This window comes from Oscillatoria salina IIICB1, from assembly GCF_020144665.1.
Lineage (GTDB): Bacteria > Cyanobacteriota > Cyanobacteriia > Cyanobacteriales > SIO1D9 > IIICB1.
The window spans coordinates 1-22,222 of the sequence record NZ_JAAHBQ010000017.1 but is presented as its reverse complement, the minus strand read 5'-3'; the positions used below and the strand labels follow the sequence as shown (position 1 = coordinate 22,222).

18 protein-coding genes are annotated in these 22,222 nt (G+C 39.4%); 14 read left to right on the top strand and 4 right to left on the bottom strand.

Annotated features, from left to right (window positions below; all coding sequences use genetic code 11):
- The 3 genes from G3T18_RS06625 (at window position 1) to G3T18_RS06615 (ending at window position 3,337) form a co-directional block, all read left to right on the top strand.
- Window positions 1-1,224, top strand: a complete 1,224-nt coding sequence (locus G3T18_RS06625) for a glycosyltransferase family protein (protein ID WP_224409753.1) — start codon at window positions 1-3, stop codon at window positions 1,222-1,224.
- 124 nt (window positions 1,225-1,348) lie between these two features.
- Window positions 1,349-2,167, top strand: a complete 819-nt coding sequence (locus G3T18_RS06620; RefSeq protein WP_224409752.1) for a glycosyltransferase family 2 protein — start codon at window positions 1,349-1,351, stop codon at window positions 2,165-2,167.
- A gap of 21 nt (window positions 2,168-2,188) precedes the next feature.
- Entirely contained in the window at window positions 2,189-3,337 is a 1,149-nt protein-coding gene (locus G3T18_RS06615; protein ID WP_224409751.1) for a glycosyltransferase family 4 protein, read from the top strand.
- A 72-nt stretch (window positions 3,338-3,409) separates the two neighbouring features.
- On the opposite strand, the gene G3T18_RS06610 is transcribed toward G3T18_RS06615, so the two are convergent.
- Window positions 3,410-4,744: a calcium-binding protein gene (locus tag G3T18_RS06610; RefSeq protein ID WP_224409750.1), complete on the bottom strand. Its 1,335-nt coding sequence runs from the start codon at window positions 4,742-4,744 to the stop codon at window positions 3,410-3,412.
- A gap of 250 nt (window positions 4,745-4,994) precedes the next feature.
- Here G3T18_RS06610 and G3T18_RS06605 point away from each other — a divergent pair, with 250 nt between their 5' ends.
- The 10 genes from G3T18_RS06605 to G3T18_RS06560 all read left to right on the top strand — a co-directional run bounded on the left by G3T18_RS06605 (window position 4,995) and on the right by G3T18_RS06560 (window position 17,698).
- Window positions 4,995-5,882 (top strand): glycosyltransferase family 2 protein, encoded by an 888-nt coding sequence (locus G3T18_RS06605; RefSeq protein WP_224409749.1) that lies wholly within the window; start codon window positions 4,995-4,997, stop codon window positions 5,880-5,882.
- Window positions 5,883-6,001: 119 nt separating this feature from the next.
- Window positions 6,002-7,216 carry a glycosyltransferase family 4 protein gene (locus G3T18_RS06600; RefSeq protein ID WP_224409748.1) on the top strand — a complete coding sequence of 405 codons (1,215 nt, stop codon included), beginning with the start codon at window positions 6,002-6,004 and terminating at the stop codon, window positions 7,214-7,216.
- Window positions 7,217-7,222: 6 nt separating this feature from the next.
- Entirely contained in the window at window positions 7,223-8,332 is a 1,110-nt protein-coding gene (locus G3T18_RS06595) for a glycosyltransferase family 1 protein (protein WP_224409747.1), read from the top strand.
- A gap of 241 nt (window positions 8,333-8,573) precedes the next feature.
- Window positions 8,574-9,713, top strand: coding sequence for a glycosyltransferase family 4 protein (locus G3T18_RS06590; protein WP_224409746.1), 1,140 nt, complete (start codon window positions 8,574-8,576; stop codon window positions 9,711-9,713).
- Window positions 9,710-10,630: a sulfotransferase domain-containing protein gene (locus G3T18_RS06585; RefSeq protein WP_224409745.1), complete on the top strand. Its 921-nt coding sequence runs from the start codon at window positions 9,710-9,712 to the stop codon at window positions 10,628-10,630. Before G3T18_RS06590 ends, G3T18_RS06585 begins: the two co-directional genes overlap by 4 nt.
- Window positions 10,631-10,661: 31 nt before the next feature.
- Complete coding sequence (locus G3T18_RS06580; protein ID WP_224409744.1) at window positions 10,662-12,071, top strand: hypothetical protein; 1,410 nt, start codon at window positions 10,662-10,664, stop codon at window positions 12,069-12,071.
- Window positions 12,031-13,296, top strand: a complete 1,266-nt coding sequence (locus G3T18_RS06575; protein WP_224409743.1) for a glycosyltransferase family 4 protein — start codon at window positions 12,031-12,033, stop codon at window positions 13,294-13,296. Before G3T18_RS06580 ends, G3T18_RS06575 begins: the two co-directional genes overlap by 41 nt.
- A 17-nt stretch (window positions 13,297-13,313) precedes the next feature.
- Window positions 13,314-14,471 carry a glycosyltransferase gene (locus tag G3T18_RS06570; protein ID WP_224409742.1) on the top strand — a complete coding sequence of 386 codons (1,158 nt, stop codon included), beginning with the start codon at window positions 13,314-13,316 and terminating at the stop codon, window positions 14,469-14,471.
- The gene (locus G3T18_RS06565) at window positions 14,472-15,680 is read left to right on the top strand and encodes a glycosyltransferase (RefSeq protein WP_224409741.1); all 1,209 of its coding nucleotides are present in this window, start codon (window positions 14,472-14,474) and stop codon (window positions 15,678-15,680) included.
- A gap of 707 nt (window positions 15,681-16,387) precedes the next feature.
- On the top strand, window positions 16,388-17,698 hold the full coding sequence (locus G3T18_RS06560) for a glycosyltransferase family 4 protein (RefSeq protein ID WP_318013939.1): 1,311 nt from the start codon (window positions 16,388-16,390) through the stop codon (window positions 17,696-17,698).
- Between the two features lie 187 nt (window positions 17,699-17,885).
- Here G3T18_RS06560 and G3T18_RS06555 read toward each other — a convergent pair whose 3' ends face one another.
- The 3 genes from G3T18_RS06555 to G3T18_RS06545 all read right to left on the bottom strand — a co-directional run bounded on the left by G3T18_RS06555 (window position 17,886) and on the right by G3T18_RS06545 (window position 20,702).
- Window positions 17,886-18,269: an SPFH domain-containing protein gene (locus G3T18_RS06555; protein WP_224409739.1), complete on the bottom strand. Its 384-nt coding sequence runs from the start codon at window positions 18,267-18,269 to the stop codon at window positions 17,886-17,888.
- Entirely contained in the window at window positions 18,232-18,555 is a 324-nt protein-coding gene (locus tag G3T18_RS06550) for an SPFH domain-containing protein (RefSeq protein ID WP_224409738.1), read from the bottom strand. Before G3T18_RS06550 ends, G3T18_RS06555 begins: the two co-directional genes overlap by 38 nt.
- Window positions 18,556-18,674: 119 nt before the next feature.
- Window positions 18,675-20,702, bottom strand: coding sequence for an elongation factor G (locus G3T18_RS06545; protein WP_224409737.1), 2,028 nt, complete (start codon window positions 20,700-20,702; stop codon window positions 18,675-18,677).
- A gap of 234 nt (window positions 20,703-20,936) precedes the next feature.
- Here G3T18_RS06545 and G3T18_RS06540 point away from each other — a divergent pair, with 234 nt between their 5' ends.
- Window positions 20,937-22,103, top strand: coding sequence for a tetratricopeptide repeat protein (locus G3T18_RS06540; RefSeq protein ID WP_224409736.1), 1,167 nt, complete (start codon window positions 20,937-20,939; stop codon window positions 22,101-22,103).
- Window positions 22,104-22,222: the final 119 nt, after the last annotated feature.

Sequence of the window (22,222 nt, the reverse complement as noted above, 5' to 3'; positions counted from 1 at the left end):
ATGAGCGCCGATTTACCACGATTACTAATTGTTAGTGAAGTAACCTTCAACAAAGAGGGAAAAGGAGCAACGCGAACCCTTTTTAATCTCTTCAAAAATTATCCAGTTGAAAAGTTATTATTATTGGCTCCCGAAAATGCTCTTAAACAACAACCCCCATCTCCTCCCTTTAATCAACAGGTAATTTCTTTCCCTGGATATCAACCACCAATAAATCTTAACAATCGCTTTGGTAAGTTGTTCAAACCTTGGCTATTAGCTACCAAAATTCAGTTACTTGACTGGCTACCCATTCCCCACCTACAAACCTTAGAAGCTTTTCAACCAGAAGTAATTTTCGTCTGTCCCCACAACATTCGCTATCTACGAATTGGACAAAAATTAGCTCGCCACTTTCGCTGTCCAAGTTTAATTTACTTGATGGATGACTGGTTAGCTAACAAAAAGTTGTGGTGGCTTTCAGGTAACACCCAACAAGTAGCTTATCAAAGTTTGCAAGAAGCTACGGGTTGGCTAATGATTAGCGAACAACTACAAACAGAATTATCTCGTCGGTATCAAATTCAACCTCAGCGATCGTTAATCGTTCATAATCCTGTTGAGTTAACAGGAAAAGAGCCACCAAGCGAACAGCCACAAGCTCGAAATACATTTCAGGTTGCTTACGCTGGTTCTATTTATCCCATGCACTACGATGCTCTAGCCGCCGTAGCAGAAGCAGTTTTTGAGTTAAAGCATGATGGTGAAGATATTGAATTAATTTTGTACACTAATCCTTCTTTTTGGAATCTATATCAACACCATTGGGAAAAATGGGAGGTTATTTATGGCTCACTCATTCCCTACGAGGAACTTAACTCTTATCTAAAACAAGCCGATTTATTGTTAGTTGCTACATCATTTTTGCCCGAAAGTTCTCATTTAGTTCGTGCTTCTGTGCTTACTAAATTAACAGATTATATGGTTGCGGGCAGACCAATTCTTGCTTGCGGTCCAAATTACTCTGCTTCTCATGAATTTCTGAGAACCTGGAACTGTGGTTTACTATGTGAAACTAATCAAATTAAACAAATCAAAGAATTTCTCCGGCTACAAATCGCTAATCGCCGTTCAAATCATCTCCTTGCTCAAAAAGCTTTTGCTGTTGTCAAAGATAATTTCAGCACAGAAGTTGTCAATAACAAGCTATATTCTTTTATCAAAAGTATCAGCCAAATCAAGTAATAACTAGCAACTGGTATAGTCAAAAAATAAAATGTGCTATCCTACTTTAAACACACTTCCCCCTTCCCCAGTTAGTAAAACAGGTTGGCCCTGGACAGATGAGAGTCCTCAGTTACCAAAAACTATGCCCAACGGTTCACAATGGCCTCGCATTACTATTGTCACACCCAGCTACAATCAAGGTCAATACTTGGAAGAAACTATCCGCTCTGTACTTTTACAAGGCTATCCAAATCTCGAATATATAATTATCGATGGTGGTAGTACCGATAAATCTGTCGAGATAATTAAAAAATATCAGCCTTGGCTTACTTATTGGCAAAGTAAAAAGGATAATGGACAAAGCGATGCAATTAATCAGGGATTTGCTTTATCAACAGGTGAAATAATGGGCTGGGTTAACAGTGACGATATTTTAGCCAAACAAGCCCTTTATCATCTTGCACTTTATTACCAACCAGGCTTAAATTGGTGGAATGGAACTGCATCACAAATTATGCAAGATGGAACTATAATTTGGCGCGATCCACAGCAAATAAGTCATGTGACTCGAAACGACTTACTTCATGCGAGAAAAATAATTACTCAAATTTCGACTTTTTGGACTCGTGAAATCTGGAATCAAGTCGGTTCCTATGTTAGCGATCGTAATTTAGTCATGGACTATGAATTATGGTTACGATTTTCTCAGTTAACTAATTGTCTGATTATTCCCGAAACATTAGGCTTTTTTCGCACTCATTTTCAGGCTAAAACAGGAACAGTTGAAGGATTTAAAAGATATTTGTCTGAATGCGATCGGTTGAGATTACAAGAATATATCAAAGAAAGACAACCATTTATTATCAGAGCAATTTTAATTAATTTCTGGACTAGATTTTCTTACTCGAAAATTTATGGTTGGAAAACTTGGTTGATGAAAATACCAATTCCTTATGTTTAAGATTTTTAGAAATATTAAAATATGGTAATTAAAGTTTTTCTTCTTTGTCCTGGACTAGGAAACGTTAAGCGAGGTTTCGAGACTTTTACCCAAGAATGTTTTCAGGCTCTTTCTCAAGAACCAGCTTTGGATATCACGCTTTTTCAAGGTGGCGGAGAGTCAAGCAAAAAAATAGTTGTTTTACCAAATTTATCCCGCGAAAGTCAAACAGCAATTCAACTAGGTAAAATCACGAAAAGAGGAGCTTACTACATCGAACAGGTTTCCTTTGGTTTAAGCTTTCTTGCTTATATTCAATCGCAGCAACCGGATATTATTTATTTTAGCGACGGCAGGTTAGGGAATTTGCTTTGGCACTGGCGACGTTTTCGCAAACAAAATTATAAGCTGCTTTTCTCTAATGGCGGACCACTTTCACCTCCTTTTTCACGCTGGGATTTAGTCCAACAAGTTACACCCACACATCTAGAAATAGCTTTAGCATCGGGAGAAACTATGGCTAAACATAAGCTTGTTCCTTATGGAATTAACGTTTCTAGGGAACTAGAAATTGTTTCTCAGCTAGAAATTGAGGCACTACGAAGTCAGCTAAAATTGCCTCAAAAGCGGAAGATTGTTCTCTCGGTAGGAGCGATTAACAAATCTCACAAGCGGATGGATTATGTAGTTCGTGAGATTGCTAGTTTACCAAAACCGCGTCCTTATCTATTGTTACTGGGACAACAAGATTCCGAGTCTGCTGAAATTCTCCAGTTAGGGTATCAATTGTTAGGAAAAGGTAATTTTCAAATGAGAACTGTGGCTGCGGAACAAATGGCAGATTACTACAAAGTAGCTGATATTTTTGTGCTAGCTTCTCTCAGAGAAGGGTTTGGGCGAGTATTTTTAGAGGCGATGTCTTATGGTTTACCTTGTTTAGCTCACGATTACGAAGTTACTCGCTTTGTTTTGGGAGAAGAAGGCTTTTTTGCTAACTTTGAATTGTCAGGAAGTTTGAGGAAGCTAGTTTCTCAAGTATTAACATCAAGTGATGATATCTATCAGCGTCACCAGCGTCATCAAAGGGTGTATCAACGTTTTAGCTGGGAAAAGTTACTTCCCAGCTATGTTGCTATGATTCGCTTTGTGGCTCTTAATGAAGGTTGGGTAGAAACTAATGTTTCTGTTTGAAAGTTTAATTCAGCATCACTTTCAGAGTACCTAGAAATCAGGAGAGCTTAGTCATTTATTACCTCTACCCAGTTAGACAAACTCGAAGTTACTTGCTTGGTTGAGAGTTGTCGGATCGATCCCCTGAACAATTGCAATTTGATCGTTAGTCGCAATTTCAACAATGGCGGTATTAGAACCTCCGCTTACCGAAAAAGTATAATCAATTAACTGACCTTGTAACCTAATTTGGTCTCCCTGAGAGATTGTAAAATCAACGATCAGCGCCAAATCAGTGTTATCGTTGTTGTAGTAAACATTAGTAGCATCTCCAAGTACAAACACATCGCTTCCCTTACCACCAGTAAGAGTATCTATTTCTGCCGAGCCAAATCCAGTCGATGGATCTACTCCAATCAAAGTATCGTCTCCAAGACCACCTTCGAGACTATCACTACCAAGACCACCCTCTAAATAGTCATCGTCACGATTTCCTAGAAGAGTGTCACTACCGTCACCTCCAAAGAGCGAGTCGAAACCTGAAGCTCCAACAAGACTGTCAGCACCAGTTCCGCCTTCTAAAGAGTCATCACCAGTACCACCATTGAGAGTATCATTACCAAGACCACCACTGAGAGTATCGTTACCTAATATTCCTTGAAGGAGATTATTGCCGTCATTGCCGACAATCTCATTATCCAAGTCATTGCCACTTCCAGTTAAATTATTAACTCCACTTAAAGTTAGGTTTTCAACGTTATTGGTTAAGGTATAATCTACAGAAGCAATAACTAGATCGGTGCCTCCAGTAGAAATTTCTACAATATTATCCTGAGAATTATCCACGATGTAGGTATCGTTGCCTAAACCACCATTTAGTATATCGATTCCTGCACCACCATTGAGAGTGTCATCTCCTAAGGCTCCGGAAAGACTGTCACTATCGTCACCTCCATCTAGTGAATCGTTGCGATCGCTACCAATGAGCGTATCATTGCCTGCCATACCAGACAAAGTTATCGGAGCGCCGTTAGGATTGTTTTGCACCCGTTGCATAATGTTATTAAGTTCGTTACCAATACCATTAGTTCCTAGAGCAAACAATACTAATTTTTCTACGTTTGCAGGCAAAGTGTAATTGCTTTGGTCGGTGTGGACTGTATCTCGGTTGCCTTGACCAGCAAGTTCGTTAATAATATCCTCTGTGGCATCAAGACCAAACATACGATAAACGTCATTGCCTATGCCACCTTCCAAAGTATCAATTCCTGGCGATCCTTGAAGTGTGTCAGGCTGCGCACCACCTTGAAGTAAATCATTACCTCTATCGCCTAACAGCAGGTCGCTACCATCCAGACCCTGGATCGTATCGTCACCAGAAGTACCTTGCAATCGATCGGCTGAATTGGTTCCTATAATAGTTGCCATTTTTTACTTTTCTCCTCTTTTAAGACTATTGTCTAACTTTCTATTTTTTGCAGATGGGTTGTCTATATGTCAACTTCTTGCCTTAAATTTTAAGTAGCGATTCTGCTTGTTAATTTATTCGATAAAATAATCTCCTCAAAGTTATTAAGTTTTCCTTGTAATCTCAAGAAAATTAACCTTATTACTACCCAAACTGGTTAGATTAATATTAACTTATCAGCAGTAACTTTACCAAAACTTCACAAAGCAGATGTTCAACTCAAACTCTTTTTTCTCAGTGATTATACCTACCTGCAATCGCAATGATTTGCTAGCAAAGTGTTTGGATTGTTTAGCCCCTGGAATTCAAACTTTACCCATTGAAAAATACGAAGTTATCGTTACTGATGACGGTCTTGAAACTACTGCCGAGGAGATGCTTCTTAAGTGCTATCCTTGGGTAAAGTGGGTAGCAGGATCGCAGCTAGGACCGGCAGCAAATCGCAATAATGGAGCTAAGTATGCTCGCGGAGAATGGTTGGTTTTCACCGATGACGATTGCTTGCCAGATCGCCACTGGTTAGAAGCATATACAAAAGCAATAACTACTATTCCGGAATATCAAGTTTTTGAAGGTAGAGTTTATGTAGATCGCCCTCGCCGCTACCTTGCAGAAACCTCTCCTGTTAACGAATCAGGGGGGTATCTTTGGTCGTGTAACTTTACTATCAAAAGAGAATTGTTTCAATCTCTTGGAGGTTTTGACGAGCGATTTCCTTATGCCACAATGGAGGATGTAGAGTTCAGAGTAAGGTTGACCAAGCAAGGGTATAAGTTCGCTTTTGTCAAGGAAGCTAGTGTGTGCCATCCTTGGAGATTTAAAAAAGGTTGGTATCAATTGAAACAACATCAAGAATCGACCTTACTTTACTTATCTATTCATCCTGAACAGTTGGATGAGGTTAACTCTTTTTATTACTTAAAGCATTTTTGGCGTGTGTTTCAGTTTAATCTGTTGTCGGCAATAGAATTTGGTGAGTTTAAGTTCTACTATTTAGTTATTGAACCATGTTTTTATTTGAGAATGTCAAGTTTAATTTTTGTGAAGCATCATGGGCATAAGTTATTAAGACATATAATGAGTTTGCCACAAAAGTGAGGAAAATCATTAAATAAAATTAACTTGGTAGACAAATGTGGGTTATTATGTTTATTCGCGGTCACTAACCTGACAATTGCGTAATTTTACTGAAATATGAAAATTTAGCAAAGCAATTTATGCGGATCTTATTTCTACACCCCAATTTTCCTGCTCAATTTCGTCATCTAGCAGCAACAATGGCGCAAGATAGTCGCCATCAGGTTATCTTTGGCACGAAGCGCAAAGAAGGTAGTATTAATGGAGTGTATAAAGCACTTTATAATCCTTCGCGGGAAGCACGTCCAGAAACTCATCACTACGTGCGTAATTTAGAAAATGCTGTTTTACAAGGTCAAGCGGTTTATCGCATCGCTGAGAAACTCAAATCGATCGGCTTTATACCCGATTTAGTTTACGGTCATTCGGGTTGGGGACCGACATTATTTATTAAAGATATTTTCCCCCAAGCTAAGTTATTGTGTTACTTTGAGTGGTTTTATCGTTCTCATGGTTCGGATGCGGATTTCGATCCTAGCGATCCTTTAACCGCAGACGACGAAGCGAGAATTAGAATCAAAAATGCGCCTATTTTAATCGACCTTTATAGCTGCGATCGCGGTCTGTCTCCAACCTCCTGGCAGCAAGAACAATTTCCCTCAGAATATCACAACAAAATTACTGTACGTCACGATGGTGTTGATACAGAATATTTTCAACCCTTACCGGGTGCAAAGCTTGTTTTACCGCGTATTAATTTAGATTTGTCGTCAGTCACAGAAATAGTAACTTATGTGGCACGGGGAATGGAACCTTACCGAGGTTTTCCTCAGTTTATCGAAACGGTAGGTTTATTGCTAGAAAGACGACCTCAAACTCATGTAGTTATTGTCGGTGAAAACCGAGTTGCTTACGGAAAGCAGTTACCTGATGGGAAAACTTATAAAGATTTAATGTTAGAAAAAGTGCCTTTAGATTTGCAGAGGGTTCATTTTACGGGATTATTGCCTTATTCTGAATATTTGCAAGTGCTACAAGCGTCTTCAGTTCACGTTTATTTAACTCGTCCTTTTGTTTTATCTTGGTCGTTGTTGGAAGCACTTGCTACTGGTTGTATAGTTGTGGCTTCGGGAACTCCTCCAGTTAAAGAGGTAATCGAAGATGGGGTGAATGGTTTGTTGGTAGACTTTTTCTCACCTCAAGAAATTAGCGATCGCGTCGAAGAGGTTCTCAATTATCCTAGCAAGATGACTGAAATTAGGCAGAAAGCAAGAGAAACTATTCAACAGCGTTACGATTTAGCAAAATTACTACCACAGCATATCGAATGGATCGAGTCAGCGCTAGGAGGTTAAGCTTAAATGTTAATTGTGCAAATTGTCCCCAAATTACCCCCAGCGATCGGTGGTGTAGAAGATTATGCCTTAATTTTAGCTCGGCGATTGCGATCGGATTTTGGTATAGATACTCATTTTTTGGTCGGCGATCTTAGTTGGGAAGGAGAGGAAAAAATAGAGGGATTTGGGGTTACTCGCATAAGTCAGAGAAATGCGACTAGCTTGTTGTCAAGTTTGCCCCCAAATACTGATAAAATTCTCTTACATTATGTGGGCTACGGTTACGCCAAGCGAGGTTGTCCCTTATGGTTAATAGAAGGTTTGGAGAGATGGCGTAGTCAGAGTCAAGAGAGATTCCTAGTGACAATGTTTCATGAAGTATACGCTGCTGGAAGACCATTTTGGACGAGTGCCTTTTGGCTATTTCCCCTGCAAAAAAATCTTGCTAGTCGTTTGGTGAAGTTATGCGATCGCGCACTTACCAGCGTACAACTTTACGCAGAAATTCTTACCTTACTTAGTCAAGGGAAACATTCTCACATTCCTAGCTTACCAGTCTTCTCCAATGTCGGAGAACCCTTAGAAGTAGAACCTTTAACAGCACGAAAACGACAGTTAGTAGTATTTGGCGGCCGTAGCAAAAGATTACAAGCCTATCAACAAGCAGCCACACTAAACAAAGTTTGTCAATTACTCGATTTGGAAACTATTCTAGACATCGGTACGCCTACAAATCTCGATTTTTCAACGATTAGTAGGATACCCGTAAGAGAAATGGGTAAGTTATCAGCAGCAGAAATTAGTCGTCTTATGTTAGACAGTGTGGCAGGTTTTTTTGTCAATCGCCCCGAATTACTTGCAAAATCAACTATATTTGCTGCCTATTGCGCTCATGGCTTAGTACCTGTTAATGCCTATAGTAATCCCCAGTCTACAGATGGTAAAGAAGCGGAAAAATCTTCTTGGATTCCGGAACTAGAACCAAAGACATTGAAGATAGCCAAAAAGGTACACTCAGAACCAAAAGTTGTTTTCCAAGAAATTGCCAATAATGCTTTCTCCTCGTACCATAAACATGACTTATCAACTCATGCTCAAAAATTTGCTACTTACTTTTTTTCAGACGATCGGTAAAAATAAATGAATGACTATCTGGTTAGTATACTATTATCTTTAAGTCAAAGCTCAGCATAAGCTTTGAACTCCTCATTTCATATTTTATGAGCGGGATTTTTTTGAGGTATTCCCAAAATAACTTCAAGCGTAAACTCATTTCAGTTAAATAATTTAATTCACCTAAAGATCGGGTTATTTATTGTTATTTTAAAAACTAAATTTGTGGAAATAAAATATTGATTTAAATAATAATAAAATCATGAAAATAATTCTTTACTCTTCTGTCTTTTGGCCTTCAATAGGTGGAATTGAAACTATTACTGCTACTCTTGCTGAAAATATTGTTAAACTAGGACATGAATGTATCGTTATTACCGAAACAAGTTCAGATAGCAAAGAAAATTATAGTTTTCAAGTAGTTCGTCAACCATCGCTCCAAGAAAGGTTTAATTTAGCGCGTAAATGCGATTTAATTCACTCTAATGGTGCAAGTGTTGCGATGTTTCCCTTTGCTAAAATAAATAAAAAACCTTTTATCTGGACTCATAACGGATATCAAGTTTCGTGCGTTGATGGTCTCGGTTGGGTTGATGGAGAACCAGCACCAATGTCTCCTTGGAGTTCTCTAAAGTATCATTTTCGGAAAAAAGGTTTGTTGCATTTTTGTCGAGAATCAATTAAACTAGCTGTCCGACGCTACGTTGCTAATCAAGTAGATTTAAATATTGCTTGTACTAACTGGGTAGCTCAACGACAGCCCTTAAAAAAACAAATTGTTGCTTATACTCCTTATTGTTTGAGTCAATTTGAAGTTGCCCCAAAAAACCAACCCAAAAAGTATGATTTTATCTACGTTGGTCGTTTAGTTAGCGAAAAAGGTCTCATCGAACTAATTCGAGCATTTCATCTGCTACTTTCTCACCCTAATTACCAAGAAAAAACCTTGGCAATTGTAGGAAGTGGAAATATGAAACCAGGTTTAGAAAAACTTGTTGAGCAACTGTCTATTACTAATCAGGTATTTTTCCTAGGAGCAATGTATGGCTCAGAGTTAGTAGAAACCATTAGTCAAGCTAGTATTGGTGTAGTTCCTTCAATTTGGGAAGAACCTATGGGTGGGGTAGCATTAGAGTTATTAGCTGCTGGTAAAAATCTAATTGTATCTGAGTCTGGTGGTCATGCAGAGTGTATTGGAAATGCAGGACTGCGGTTTAAGAATGGAGATTATCAGTCACTTTACCAATGTATGGTAAAACTTAGTGAAGATCGGCAACTTGCACAACAACATCTAAAATATGCTGAAAATAAACTTAAAGAATATAATGAGGTTAAACTGACGAAGAAATATTTAGAATTATATAAATTAGTAGTTAACAATAAACTAGAAGAAATTTTATGAATAAACCAGATTTTTTTCTTGTAGGGGCGGCGAAGTGTGGCACAACTTCCATGTATAAATATCTTCGCCAACATCCAGAAATTTTTATGCCACAAGACAAAGAACCTCATTTTTTTGGTTGCGACTTAAACTACAGTTCTTTATCAATTAAAAATGAGCAAGAGTATCTAGCTTTGTTTTCTGAGGCTAAAAATGGGCAAAGAATTGGAGAAGCTTCAGTTTGGTATCTTTATTCAGAAAAAGCAGCCGAGGAAATTAAAAATTTTTGTCCTTCTGCTCAAATAATTATTATGCTGAGAAATCCTGTAGATATGCTTTACTCTCTATATAATTATTTTATCGCTACAGGTAGGGAAAATATTGCTGATTTTGGTTCTGCTCTTGCTGCCGAGAAAGAAAGAAAACAAGGGCTACGCTTACCTAAAACTTTATATTCATTTCCCCAAGAGCTTCTTTACTATCGTGAAATAGCCAAGTATACAAAACAATGTCAAGCATACTTAGACTGTTTTGGTAAAGATAATATTCACTGGATTATTTTCGACGATTTGCTAATAGAACCAGAAATAGTATATAAAAAGACCTTAAAATTCTTAAGGGTTAATGAAGAATTTCAAGTACCATTTACCCAAGAAAATAAGGCAAAAATAAGAATCAGCAGAAGCAAAAAAATACAAAAATTGCTCAAGAATCCTCTGAGTATATGGCTAGTAAGAAAAATGATGCCGCGACCAAACCAAGGAAAGTTATTTCGACTAATTAAAGCGTGGGATAAAATTAATAATAAATATACCACTCCTCCAGCGATGAATAAAGAAATAAGAAAAAATTTACAAAAAGAATTTGCTCCTGAAGTTGAACGTTTAAGCGAACTGTTAGGTAGGGATTTAACCCACTGGAGTAAAGACACAAACTAACTGATGCCGGAATTGAGAAAGGAGTTATTACTTGAACCTAGTATTTGTTGGATTAGTTGGTGCAATAATTGTAATTTATATTTCATCTCGTAACTGGCAACGAGCAGTTAAGGCAGCATTGGTAATTGTAGTAATTGAGGGAGCTTTGCGAAAATGGGCATTTCCTCAAGCTAGCCAACTAATTTACTTTTTGAAAGATTTTGTTTTAATCGGGGCTTATCTAAGCTATTTTTCTCTTCCTAAGTCGAGGAGAAGAGTTGTAAAAGATAGTGGCATTATTAAGGTTTTACTTTTTTTAGTTATAGTCTGGTGTTTGTTTCAAGCATTCAATCCTCGTTTAGGCTCGCCGATAATTGGTTTGATTGGACTGAAGAATTATTTACTATATATTCCCCTATTATGGGTGGTGCCTTATTTGTTTCAATCAGAAGAGGAATTGTATAAGTTTTTGCGCTCCTACTTGCTGCTGCTTATCCCTGTAGGTTTGTTAGCGATCGCGCAATTTTTCAGTCCTCCTACCAGCCCCCTTAACGTCTACGCAAGCGACGACTTAGGGATAGCTAGGTTTGGTGGCAATGTACGAGTCACAGGTACATTTTCTTATATTACGGGTTACACAACTTTCCTTACCACTTGCACCTGTTTCCTATTACCAATGCTAACCCGGAAGCAACCCCTCGTCTGGCAGTTGCTAACCATAACAGAGCTTTTGTTTGTTGCTGTTACTAGCACCATGACAGGTTCTCGTGGAATAATGATTATCTTTGCTTTACTGTTAGTTGGTTACTTTGGCTTACAAGGAGTAACAGAATTTTCCAACTTTCTCCGCTCGATTCGCAAGCTTTTAGTCCCTGGAGTCATTGCCATTTCCTTGACAATTTACAAATTTAGTTCAACAATAAACCAATTGTGGGCGCGAGGTGGCAATAGCGAAGACATATTACCTCGGATCGTGGGTAGTTTCATTCAACCCTTGAAAATTGTCAACCAGATTGGACTAGATGGCTACGGTACAGGGTCTACTTTCCAAGCAAATGGAACTATTCGCGGACTGCTGAGTTTACCTCCGGGAGAAAATATTCCCTTCTACTATGAAGGAGAACTAATTAAAATTGCTATAGATTTAGGGGCGATCGGTTTTTTCCTTTGGTACACTTTTAAACTGATTTTAGTATTTTATCTTTGGACTACATATCGACAGTTAAAGCGACCTTTCTTACGTCAACTAGCTTTGTGTGCTTTTTTGATTTCAGTAATTCTATTTACTGGTCAGCTTGTTTACAATCATACTGCGGGCTTGTATCACTGGTTTTTCAATAGTTTTATTTTCCTATTACCACAATTAGAGCAAATAGAAAATTGGCAAGAATATCAGCAACTCCAGCAACTATGGCAATTTTATGAACAATCCCCGGATATCTCTAGTTCACCCGACCAGTAATCCATTTTCTCGGAATGCGGCGAGATCCCTGGCTGAAGCGAATCTCCTTCAGGAAATCATCACAACTACAGCATATCATCCTAATGGTAAACTAGCGCGCTGGCTCAAGCAACTACCTCCCCAATTGTCTCAGATTCTGACTCAAGAATTAGCCAGACGTACTTGGATACCTCCAGATAACGTACCTTTGCGAGATCATCCCTGGCAAGAAACTTTACGCATCGCTCTGGTAAAATCTGGTTTAAGTCGTCCTCTTGGTTTTGGTCGCACCGGACCGATAAACTGGGTTTATGCTTCGCTCGATCGCCATGTTGCTAAGTATCATCTCCAAGGACTAGATGCAGTGTATGCTTACGAGGATGGTGCTGCTACTACTTTTCAGGTTGCTAAACAACAAAATATCCTTTGTTTATACGATTTACCCATACCTTTTTATCGTACCAGTCAGGCAATCCAAGCAGAAGAAGCTCAACGTTTTCCAGAGCTCGCTTCTGCTTTCCAAGCAGTCCAAGAACCTGCTTGGAAAATTAAGCGCAAAGAGCAAGAAATTCAGCTAGCAGACCACATTTTTGTTGCTTCTTCTTTTACCAAAAAATCCTTGCTCGATATTGGCATTAACCAAGAAAAAATTAGCGTTATTCCCTACGGTTCGCCCCTGGAATATTTTCAACCAAAACCCAAACCAGATAATCTTTTTCGAGCTTTATTTGTTGGTCGTGTGGGTCCTCGCAAAGGCGTTCATTACTTGTTACAATCTTGGCAAGATTTACAGTTAGCGAAAGCCGAATTATTATTGGTAGGAATTAATGAATTTCCTCACCAATGGCTATCTCAATATGAAGACAGTTTTCGCTATGTTTCTACTGTACCTCATGGTTTGCTAAATCAATATTATAGTGCAGCTAACGTTTTAGTTTTTCCTTCCTTAGTTGAAGGTTTTGGCTTGGTAATTTTGGAAGCTATGACTTGCGGAATTCCAGTTATTACTACTCCTAATACCGCAGGGGCGGATATAATCACTGATGGGAAAGATGGTTTCATCGTACCAATTCGAGATGTAGAAGCACTGAAAGAAAAAATTGCTTGGTGTTATAATCGTCCTCAAGAGTTAGCTGAAATGGGCAAAGCAGCCCGACGTAAAGCAGAAGAATTAACTTGGGATTTGTATCGTCACAAATTAGGAAATAAAGTCAAAGAAGTTATCAATCATTCAACAAAAAATTAGCATAAGAACTAAGGTTAATGAAAAAAAAAGAAAATTTATCTTTCAATTTATGGTTTCCGAATATTTTTGAATTTAAGGGAGGAATTCAAGTTTATTCGGCTGTATTTTTACAGGCTTTACAAGAATTATTACCTGAAAGTAGTTTCCAGGTTTTTCTTAAGCACGATACTCAGTATTTGTCAAGTTACAAATTTTTAGAAAAAACTAACTATTATTTTGCCGGGAATTCACCTGTAGGTTTAAGAACCGCAATTTTTGCTGCTCAAATTATGGGATATGGACTTTGGCAAAAACCTAACTTAGTTATTGCTACTCATCTTAATTTTACACCTGCTGCTTATTGGTTAAAAAAAATAGCTGGTATTCCTTACTGGGGAGTTGCACACGGAGTAGAAGCTTGGAATATTGAAAATCCTAGTTTAAAAACTGCTTTGCAGCAAGCAGATAGAATTTTAGCAGTCAGCAGTTATACCCGCGAAATTCTGATTGCGGAACAAAATCTCGAACCTACCAAAGTTTCGATTTTACCTAATACTGTTGATGTTAGTAGGTTTCAAATTGCTCCTAAACCTCCACATTTGCTGAAGCGTTACGGATTAAAACCAGAACAACCAGTTATTTTAACAGTAGCGAGACTTGATAACAGCGAACGTAGTAAAGGTTATGAACAAATTCTCTACGCTTTACCCCAAATTCGCACTTCTATACCTAATGTACATTATCTGTTAGTGGGTAAGGGTAGCGATCGCTCTCGGATCGAACAGTTAATTACTAAACTTAATTTAGCAGATTGCGTCACGCTGGCGGGTTTTGTTCCCGATGAAGAACTTGCCGAACATTATAATTTGTGCGATGTTTTTGCTATGCCTAGTAAAAATGAAGGTTTTGGGATCGTCTACCTAGAAGCACTTGCTTGTGGTAAACCTACATTAGGAGGCAAAATAGATGGTGCAGTTGATGCACTTTGTCATGGCGAATTAGGCGTTTTAGTCGATCCCGATAATGTCGGAGAAATCGCAACTAATCTCAGCCAAATTTTACAAGGAACTCATCCCCATTCTATTTTGTCTCAACCAGAAATTCTCCGCCAGCGAGTTAGAGATACTTTTGGCTACGAACAGTTTAAGCATAAATTGGCTGCATTAATTGAAAGTTTTACTTGCGGAGTTGATTAAGTGAAAATTTTGCACGTTATTCCTTCAGTCAGTCTCGCATTAGGAGGACCGACTCATGTGGTTTTGAATTTTGTTAAACATTTGCGATCGCGTGGTATTGATGCAGAAATTGCTACTACTAATGATAATGGCAGTGAATTACTAGATGTACCTTTAAATCAGCTTGTTGACTATGAAGGTGTTCCTGTTTGGTTTTTGCCGAGATTTTCTCCACCTTTAAAAGAATATATTTTTTCTGCGGCTCTTGCTCGTTGGTTATGGCAAAATATTAAACATTACGATCTAGTTCATACCCATTATCTATTCTCTTTTGCTTCCACTGCGGCAGCAGCGATCGCTAGAAAACAAAAAGTCCCTTATGTTGTTAGCACTATCGGTCAACTTACGCCTTGGGCGCTGGCACAAAGTAAACTTAAAAAACAAGTATACACTACTTTGATCGAGCGACGCAATCTAACTCGTGCCGCCGCTATTCATTGTACTTCTTCTGGTGAAGCAACAGATGTCCGCAATTTTGGGATTAATACTCCTAGCTTTATTCTCCCTTTAGGAGTTAAACCCGTGTCTGCTTTACCTTTAGCCAAAGAAAAAATTAGGCAAAAATATGCCATATCTCCTGAAATACCAATAGTATTATTTCTCTCTCGTCTTCACTATAAAAAACGTCCAGATTTGTTAATTCAAGCATTAGGTAAAATAACTGCTGAAAAACATCAGTTTCACTTGATTTTAGCCGGTTCGGGCGAGGCAGAATATATCAGTTATCTTGAGGATTTAGCTGCTTCTTTAGGCATAGCTTCTTGTACTTCTTTTGCTGGTTTTGTTGCGGGAGAAGATAAACAAATATTGCTGCAAGGTGCAGATTTGTTTGTTTTGCCGTCATTTTCCGAAAATTTCGGCGTAGCTATAGCAGAAGCGATGGCTGCTAGTTTACCAGTAATTGTTACTCCTGGGGTGCAAATTGCGCCGGAAATTGCTGCTTTTGAAGCTGGATTGGTAGTTGAAAATTCCCTGGAAGCGGTAAAAGAGGCGATCGCGACTTTACTGACATCTCCTCAATTAAGACAGCAAATGGGCGTTAATGGCAAATTACTGGTAGCAGAAAGATATGCTTGGGAAACGATATCTAACCATCTCACTACTGTTTATACTTCAATCCTCGAAGGTAAATCTTGCCCTGATTTTAATTCTAATATTCAGCCTAAGTAAAAATTAAACTCTCAATCTCAAACATTTTTGTGAGGACAAAATAATAAAGATCCCGATTAATTTCTTGAAAACTTAATTTTTTACTCAAAAATAATAAATTTCTTACTTTAGGTAGAGGTTGAAGGTTTTTCTGACAGCTAGTCAGCTTATTTTAAGCAAATCAATTTTATCTGTAACTCTTGAAAAAAGATAGCTATCGAGATAAAGTGCTTCATAATACCTTCATAAAGGGAAATAATTTGCTTAGAGTTAGTGAAGAGCAAGGCGAGATTGTAAAATCATTTTTAAAACGGATAATTATGGCATAAATTGTTAAAAATAGCATAAAAGAATAAGGAAGTCAAAACGGGCAATTTTTTTTACCTAAAGGTAGAAAATTATCTCGGTTTTGCAAAAAATCTGCGCTAAAATCCGGAATGCAACCAGTTTAATTGGTAGCTTGGTATATTATGAATCTGTCAAAAGCGAGATTGACTCGTCAAACAGTTAGAGCGATCGCTAACTAGAACTTAACAAGTATCAGGGCGAAAAATGCAACTCAAGTTAATGGAAATCGCTATTGCCAGGGGTATCAAAGCCAACTACCACCAATTAATCGGAGTAACTACAAAAAGCACAACATCGGCTATTGGTTATAACTCCGGGATCGACATTGATAATCTGGTCGCAGCCACAGGAACAATCAACCGAGAGGTAAAATATTGTCCATGCTAGATAACTATACCTTAAAACCGCTTTTGAGAACATTAGATGCCCCCAAAGAAAAGACAATTCAGCACAGCCGACGACACAGGAAACCGATTAAACTGTCGATTATCAGCCAATTTTATCCTCCTGACTACGCCGCTACAGGTCAACTAATTTCCGAACTAGCAACGCAGCTAGGAAAGCTAGGTTTACAAGTCAATATCTTTACAGGACAGCCCGGATATGCTTATGGTGAAGACAAAGCGCCGAAGATAGAAAGGGATGGAAAGATACAAGTAAGGCGATCGCGTACTTCGAGAATGTGGTCGCGTCGAATTCGCGCTAGAGCTTTAAATGGATTATTATTTTGCTTGCGTGCGGCAATCCATTTATGCAAAAGTGTTAATCGCGGCGATGTTTTACTGCTGACAACGGAACCGCCCTATCTACCGATTTTAGGCTATTTCGCTCATTTACTATTCGGTCTTCCCTATGTCTGTCTGCTTTACGATATTTATCCAGACATTGCCGTCAATCTGCACGTCATTCCTGAAAAACATTGGCTAGTCCGTATTTGGCGTTGGTTAAATCGACAAGTGTGGAAAAATGCTCAAAGCGCGATCGTTCTTAGTTCGAGTATGAAAGAGCGCATTGTTGCTGAATGCCCGGAAATAGCCGATAAAATTACGGTAATTCATAGTTGGGCTAATCCTAACTGGATCAAACCGATCGACAAACAGGATAATTGGTTTGCTTGCGAATTCGATCTGGCGAACAAGTTTACCGTACTTTATTCGGGTAATATGGGTCGCTGTCACGATATGGATACCATCTTAGCGGCAGCAGCACAACTTAGTAACGAACCAACACCAATACAGTTTGTTTTTATTGGTAATGGTGCAAAGCGCAAACAATGTTTGGAACAAGTATGCAGTTTAGGATTAACTAATTGTCGATTTTTACCTTATCAAGATAGGAGCGTTCTTCCCTATTCTCTCACAGCTTGCGACCTTTCCTTAGTTAGCGTGAGTCCGGGTATGGAAGGGTTAATAGCCCCTAGCAAATTATATGGCATTTTAGCTGCTGGTCGTCCGGTAGCGGCAATTTGCGAACCTCATTCTTATTTAAGGAATTTATTGGCGGAAGCTAACTGCGGTGAAGCTTTTGATAATGGCGACGGAACTGCTTTGGCTAACTTTATTCGCCGTTTGGCTAATGATTCTGAATTAACTGCTGTTTTGGGAAATTCTGGACGTAGTTACCTTCAGTCTAAGTTTACCCCGGAAATTATTGCTAGACAGTATTGGCAAATTGTCTCTCGCATTCGTTAAGAAAAGAAAATAAACTTGCAAATTTAAGGCGAGTTAAGACAAGATTTAATGGCGATTGGCAATCCAAAAATTTTTTTGGCTAATTTATTTCTTTTTCTTAGTTCAAGGTAGATAGCTCAAGAAAATTTTGGTATTTTCCGCTCTTAATTGTCAAGTTTTTGAGAAAGTAGCCATTGCCAATCGAGGGCTATTGCCCCGGTAAAATTATGGGTGTTCCTGCTTCGCTACCACCAATAATAATCACTTTAGTGTTATCTGATTCGGCTAGTTTTTGTGTTGCTTCAATTGCTTTTAAACGCAGCACTTGTTCGGTTAATCCTTGAGAAAGAATGCGTTGGGCTTCTGCGGTTGCTTGTGCTTCAATTTTTTGACGTTCAGCTTCTTTCTGAGCTTTTTCAATCGTAAATTCTAGCTGCTGGCGTTCTTGAGAGTTAATAAATTCTTGACGTTCACTTTCTTGTTGAGCAGTTAGTTTTTCTTGAATTGCTGCTTGGATTTCTTCTGGTAAAATAACTTCTCTTAACAAGGTTTCTTCAACAATAAAGCCTAATGGAGATAGACTCTCGCTCATTTTTTTCTGTAATTATATCGGCAAAAGGATTAATTAAATGAACGCCTGGGTTAAGAGTACGATCGCTAACTTGACCAAAAACTTCGACAACACCGACGTTACCCGCAGGTATAACGATCGCGAAGCGCCACATTACTCGATAAAGTGAAATTAAACTCGCTAAAATCGCAACTAAAAAGGCGATCGCGCGCACGGTTTGACGATTTTTTTCGACCGCGATTTGTTCTGGCGTGTAGACAATTATCCAAGCAATCAGGGCAATAATTGTGGAAATCAGTAAACTCATATCTGGCTTGAGGAGCAAAGATTTCGAGCTATTTCAATTACTAATAAACCAGATAGTTTAAGCCTGATTTAAAGAAAACATTTTGAGGGTAGATAACTATATCCTACCCTCAAAATGTTTTATTCAGCGTGACTCATCATCGCTAAGACAGACTCGGCAACTTTATCGGGTACTTCTTGGAGATGATTGTATTCCCAATTAAAGAAGCCAACGCCCATTGTTAGCGATCGCAACTCGATAATAAAGTTGTGCATCTCGGCTTGGGGTAGATAAGCTGTAACTTCGTCCCAACCTTGCCAGTCGGTGCGAGGTTCGTAACCCAAAATTTGTCCTCGTCGTCCGCTAATTAGCTGTAGGGCTTTCGAGGTAAACTCCGAAGGCGCACAAACTTTAATTGCTAAAATCGGTTCGAGCAAAGTTGGCTGGCATTTCGGCATTCCTTCAGTCATCGCAATTCGAGCCGCTTGTTTAAATGCTTGCTCGGAACTATCAACTGAGTGGTAAGATCCGTTAGTCAGGGTGACATCTACATCTACGACGGGGAAACCTAAAGGACCTTGTGCGAGATATTCACGCACGCCTGTTTCTACGCCGGGAATATATTGTTTAGGGACAACACCGCCGACGATGGTTTCGTGGAAGCTAAAGCCTTCTCCTCTTGAAAGCGGTTTGATATCTAGATGAACATCTCCGAATGCGCCATGACCGCCTGTTTGGTGTTTGTAGCGACCGTGAGAAGTTCCACTTTGGCGAATTGTTTCTTTGTAAGGGACTCGCGGTAAATGCGTCGTCATGGGTAAATTATATTTACGGCGCAGGCGATCGAGGGAAACTTGCAGATGAATTTCGCCTTGTCCCCAAAGAATTACTTCATGAGTGTCGCCGTGTTGTTCCCAACGCAAAGAGGGGTCTTCTTCCAAAAGTTTCGTGAGTGCCGAAGAAAGTTTAACTTCGTCTTTGCGACGTTCGGGCGCGATCGCTAAAGCGTAAACTGGTACGATCGCTTCTGCTTTCGGTAATTCTTCTGCTTGGTTGGGACTGAGAGTTACTCCGGTTTGAATACCTTCCAGTCGTCCGATCGCAATTATTTCACCTGCTACGGCTTTCTGTAAAGGCTCTTGCTGCTGACCCATCAAACTATACAAACCACCAGCACGAACGCCGTTGAGAACCATTCCGTCGGTAATCTCGCCTTGCCAAACTCTGACTAAACTTAGTTTGCCACCTTGAGGAGTATAGTAGGTTTTCAGCACTTGCGCCAAAGTGGGAGCGTCAGTTTGACCAGTTAGTCCGATCCTTTCGGCGGTAATTTCTGGGGCTGGTGCTTCTCGCACTAAAGCATCTAATAATGGTCGCACGCCGTAATCTTGTTCGGCAATACCAAAGAATACGGGAACGATTAAATCTGCACCTAAATCTTTCTTTAAATCTTGGAGAATTTCTTCTTGAGGCGGTTCAATCTCTTCCAGCAATTCTTCGAGCAAATGGTCGTCAAAGTCTGCCAAAACTTCGAGCATTTCTTCCCGCGCTGCTTTTTCTTCGTCTTTGAGGTGTTCGGGGAGAGGTACGGGATCGGCGGGACTACCTTCATGGTAGTGGAAAGCCGCTTCTGTTACTAAGTCAATATAGCCGACTAATTCTCGATTTTGACGAATTGGGTATTGTTGCGGTAATAAAGGACGGGTGGAAACAGCTTTCAGTGCGTGGAGAACATCCATAAAGCTGTCATTGGAGCGATCCATTTTGTTGATGAAAACTAGGTGCGGAATTTCCCAGTCGTCGAGGAATTTGAACAAAGGAGCGAGAGTTAAAACCCGCTCGATTACTGGTTCGCAAACGACTACGGCTGCATCTACACCTACTAGGGCGTTTTGAGTTTCTTGAGCAAATTCGATGCTACCAGGACAATCGACAAAGGTGAAATTCAGGTCGGAAATTTCGGTGCTAGCGATGGATACTTCTACACTCATCGTGCGATCGCGGGCTTCAGCCGCACTGTCGCTGACTGTGTTACCCTCTTTGATGCTACCTTTACGCGCGATCGCCTTTGTCACAAACAAAATACTTTCTAATAAGGTGGTTTTCCCACTAGAGTACGGTCCCACAATGGCGACATTGCGAGTACCGTTTCCCACTTTTCTGGTCATAACCTGCCTCCTTACATAAGTTAAATTGCGGTTTAACTTTGGGGGAGCGATATCTTTCCCCTAGTGCCGCTAGGATTGTGAGAGTCAAAGATTCTCATTAGGTTCTTTCTCTAGCTCTCTATTAATGAAGCCTAACTCGTTTTCTCTCCTTGATACAAAAATTGCAATTTCTTTTAAGAGAAACTAGAGTAATTATTAAGTAAGCTTGCTAACCGTAAATTAGTTATAAAGTTAATGAACAATAGCAACATTTGTTCGCAATTTTGTTTCAAAAATCAACAAAATTCTTTACCTCAGATTCCCCACCACCACTTAATTTCCCTTATTCCTCAGCAATTTTCTGGGTTAAGTTGGAAACCTTTCGAGTTTGTCAAGAAAAATTTGCAAAAATTCACAAACAAAGCTGTTAACAGTGAGCAGTTATCAGTTAACAGTCCCCAATCCCCAATCCCCAATCCCCAATCCCCAATCCCCAATCCCCAATCCCCAATCTTAATTATTTTGAGTTTAATGTTAATAACGGGAAACGTAGCCCCAGCGAGATCCGCAGAAGCAATTAGTTTCCAGTTAGCCCAGACATCCAGTGAAAGTTTACAACGACAAACCGCCGCAGTTAACCAAGTAAACAAAGGATTACAATTAGTTGAATCAGGGAAAATCCGCGAAGCGATCGCCGCTTTTCGTTTAGCCGCACAACTCGATCCTAACCTCGCCTCGGCACACTATAACCTCGGATTAGCCCTCAAGCAAGAAGGAGAATTACAGCCCGCAGCCACAGCCTTTTATCGTAGCACCCTCGCCGATCCTAATTTTGCCTTAGCTTTTGCTAATTTGGGCGAAGTGCTTTATCAAGGTAATAATCTCCCGCAAGCAAAAAATTATCTCGATCGCGCGATCTCCCTCGATCCCGAATTAGCCTTTGCTCACGAAAATTTGGGCAAAGTTTTGTTAGAGTTAGGAGAAATTGAAACCGCGATCGCCACTTTACGTCGCGCTATTCAACTAAATCCTGATTCTGCATCTCCTTATTATTATTTAGGCGTTACTTATCTCCAAGCAAACCAATTTCAACAAGCAAAAGAATTATTTCAACAAGCAATTAAAATTAAACCAGATTATGCCGAAGCTCACTATAATTTAGGAACAATTTTATTCCAAGAAAACTCTCTCGACACTGCCCTCGCCGCGTTTCGTAGTGCCGCCGAAGCTAACCGTAATTATGCTAACGCTTACTATGCTGCTGGCTTAATTTTTTTCAATCAAAAACGCTACAGCGAAGCCCAGCGAGTTTTACAATTTGCAGTAGATCTTTACTCAGCCCAAGCTAATTTAGAATGGGCTAATAATGCCCAAGATTTATTAGAAAAAGCCCAAGCTTTAATCACACCTACACCACAATAGCTAGGAATTGTTTAACCTAACCCCCCAACCCCCTTCCCTACGAGGGAAGGGGGAGTAATCAGATTAGATACTCATAATTAATTAACCATAGTTAAAAAAATTCTCCCCTCTCCTTGCAG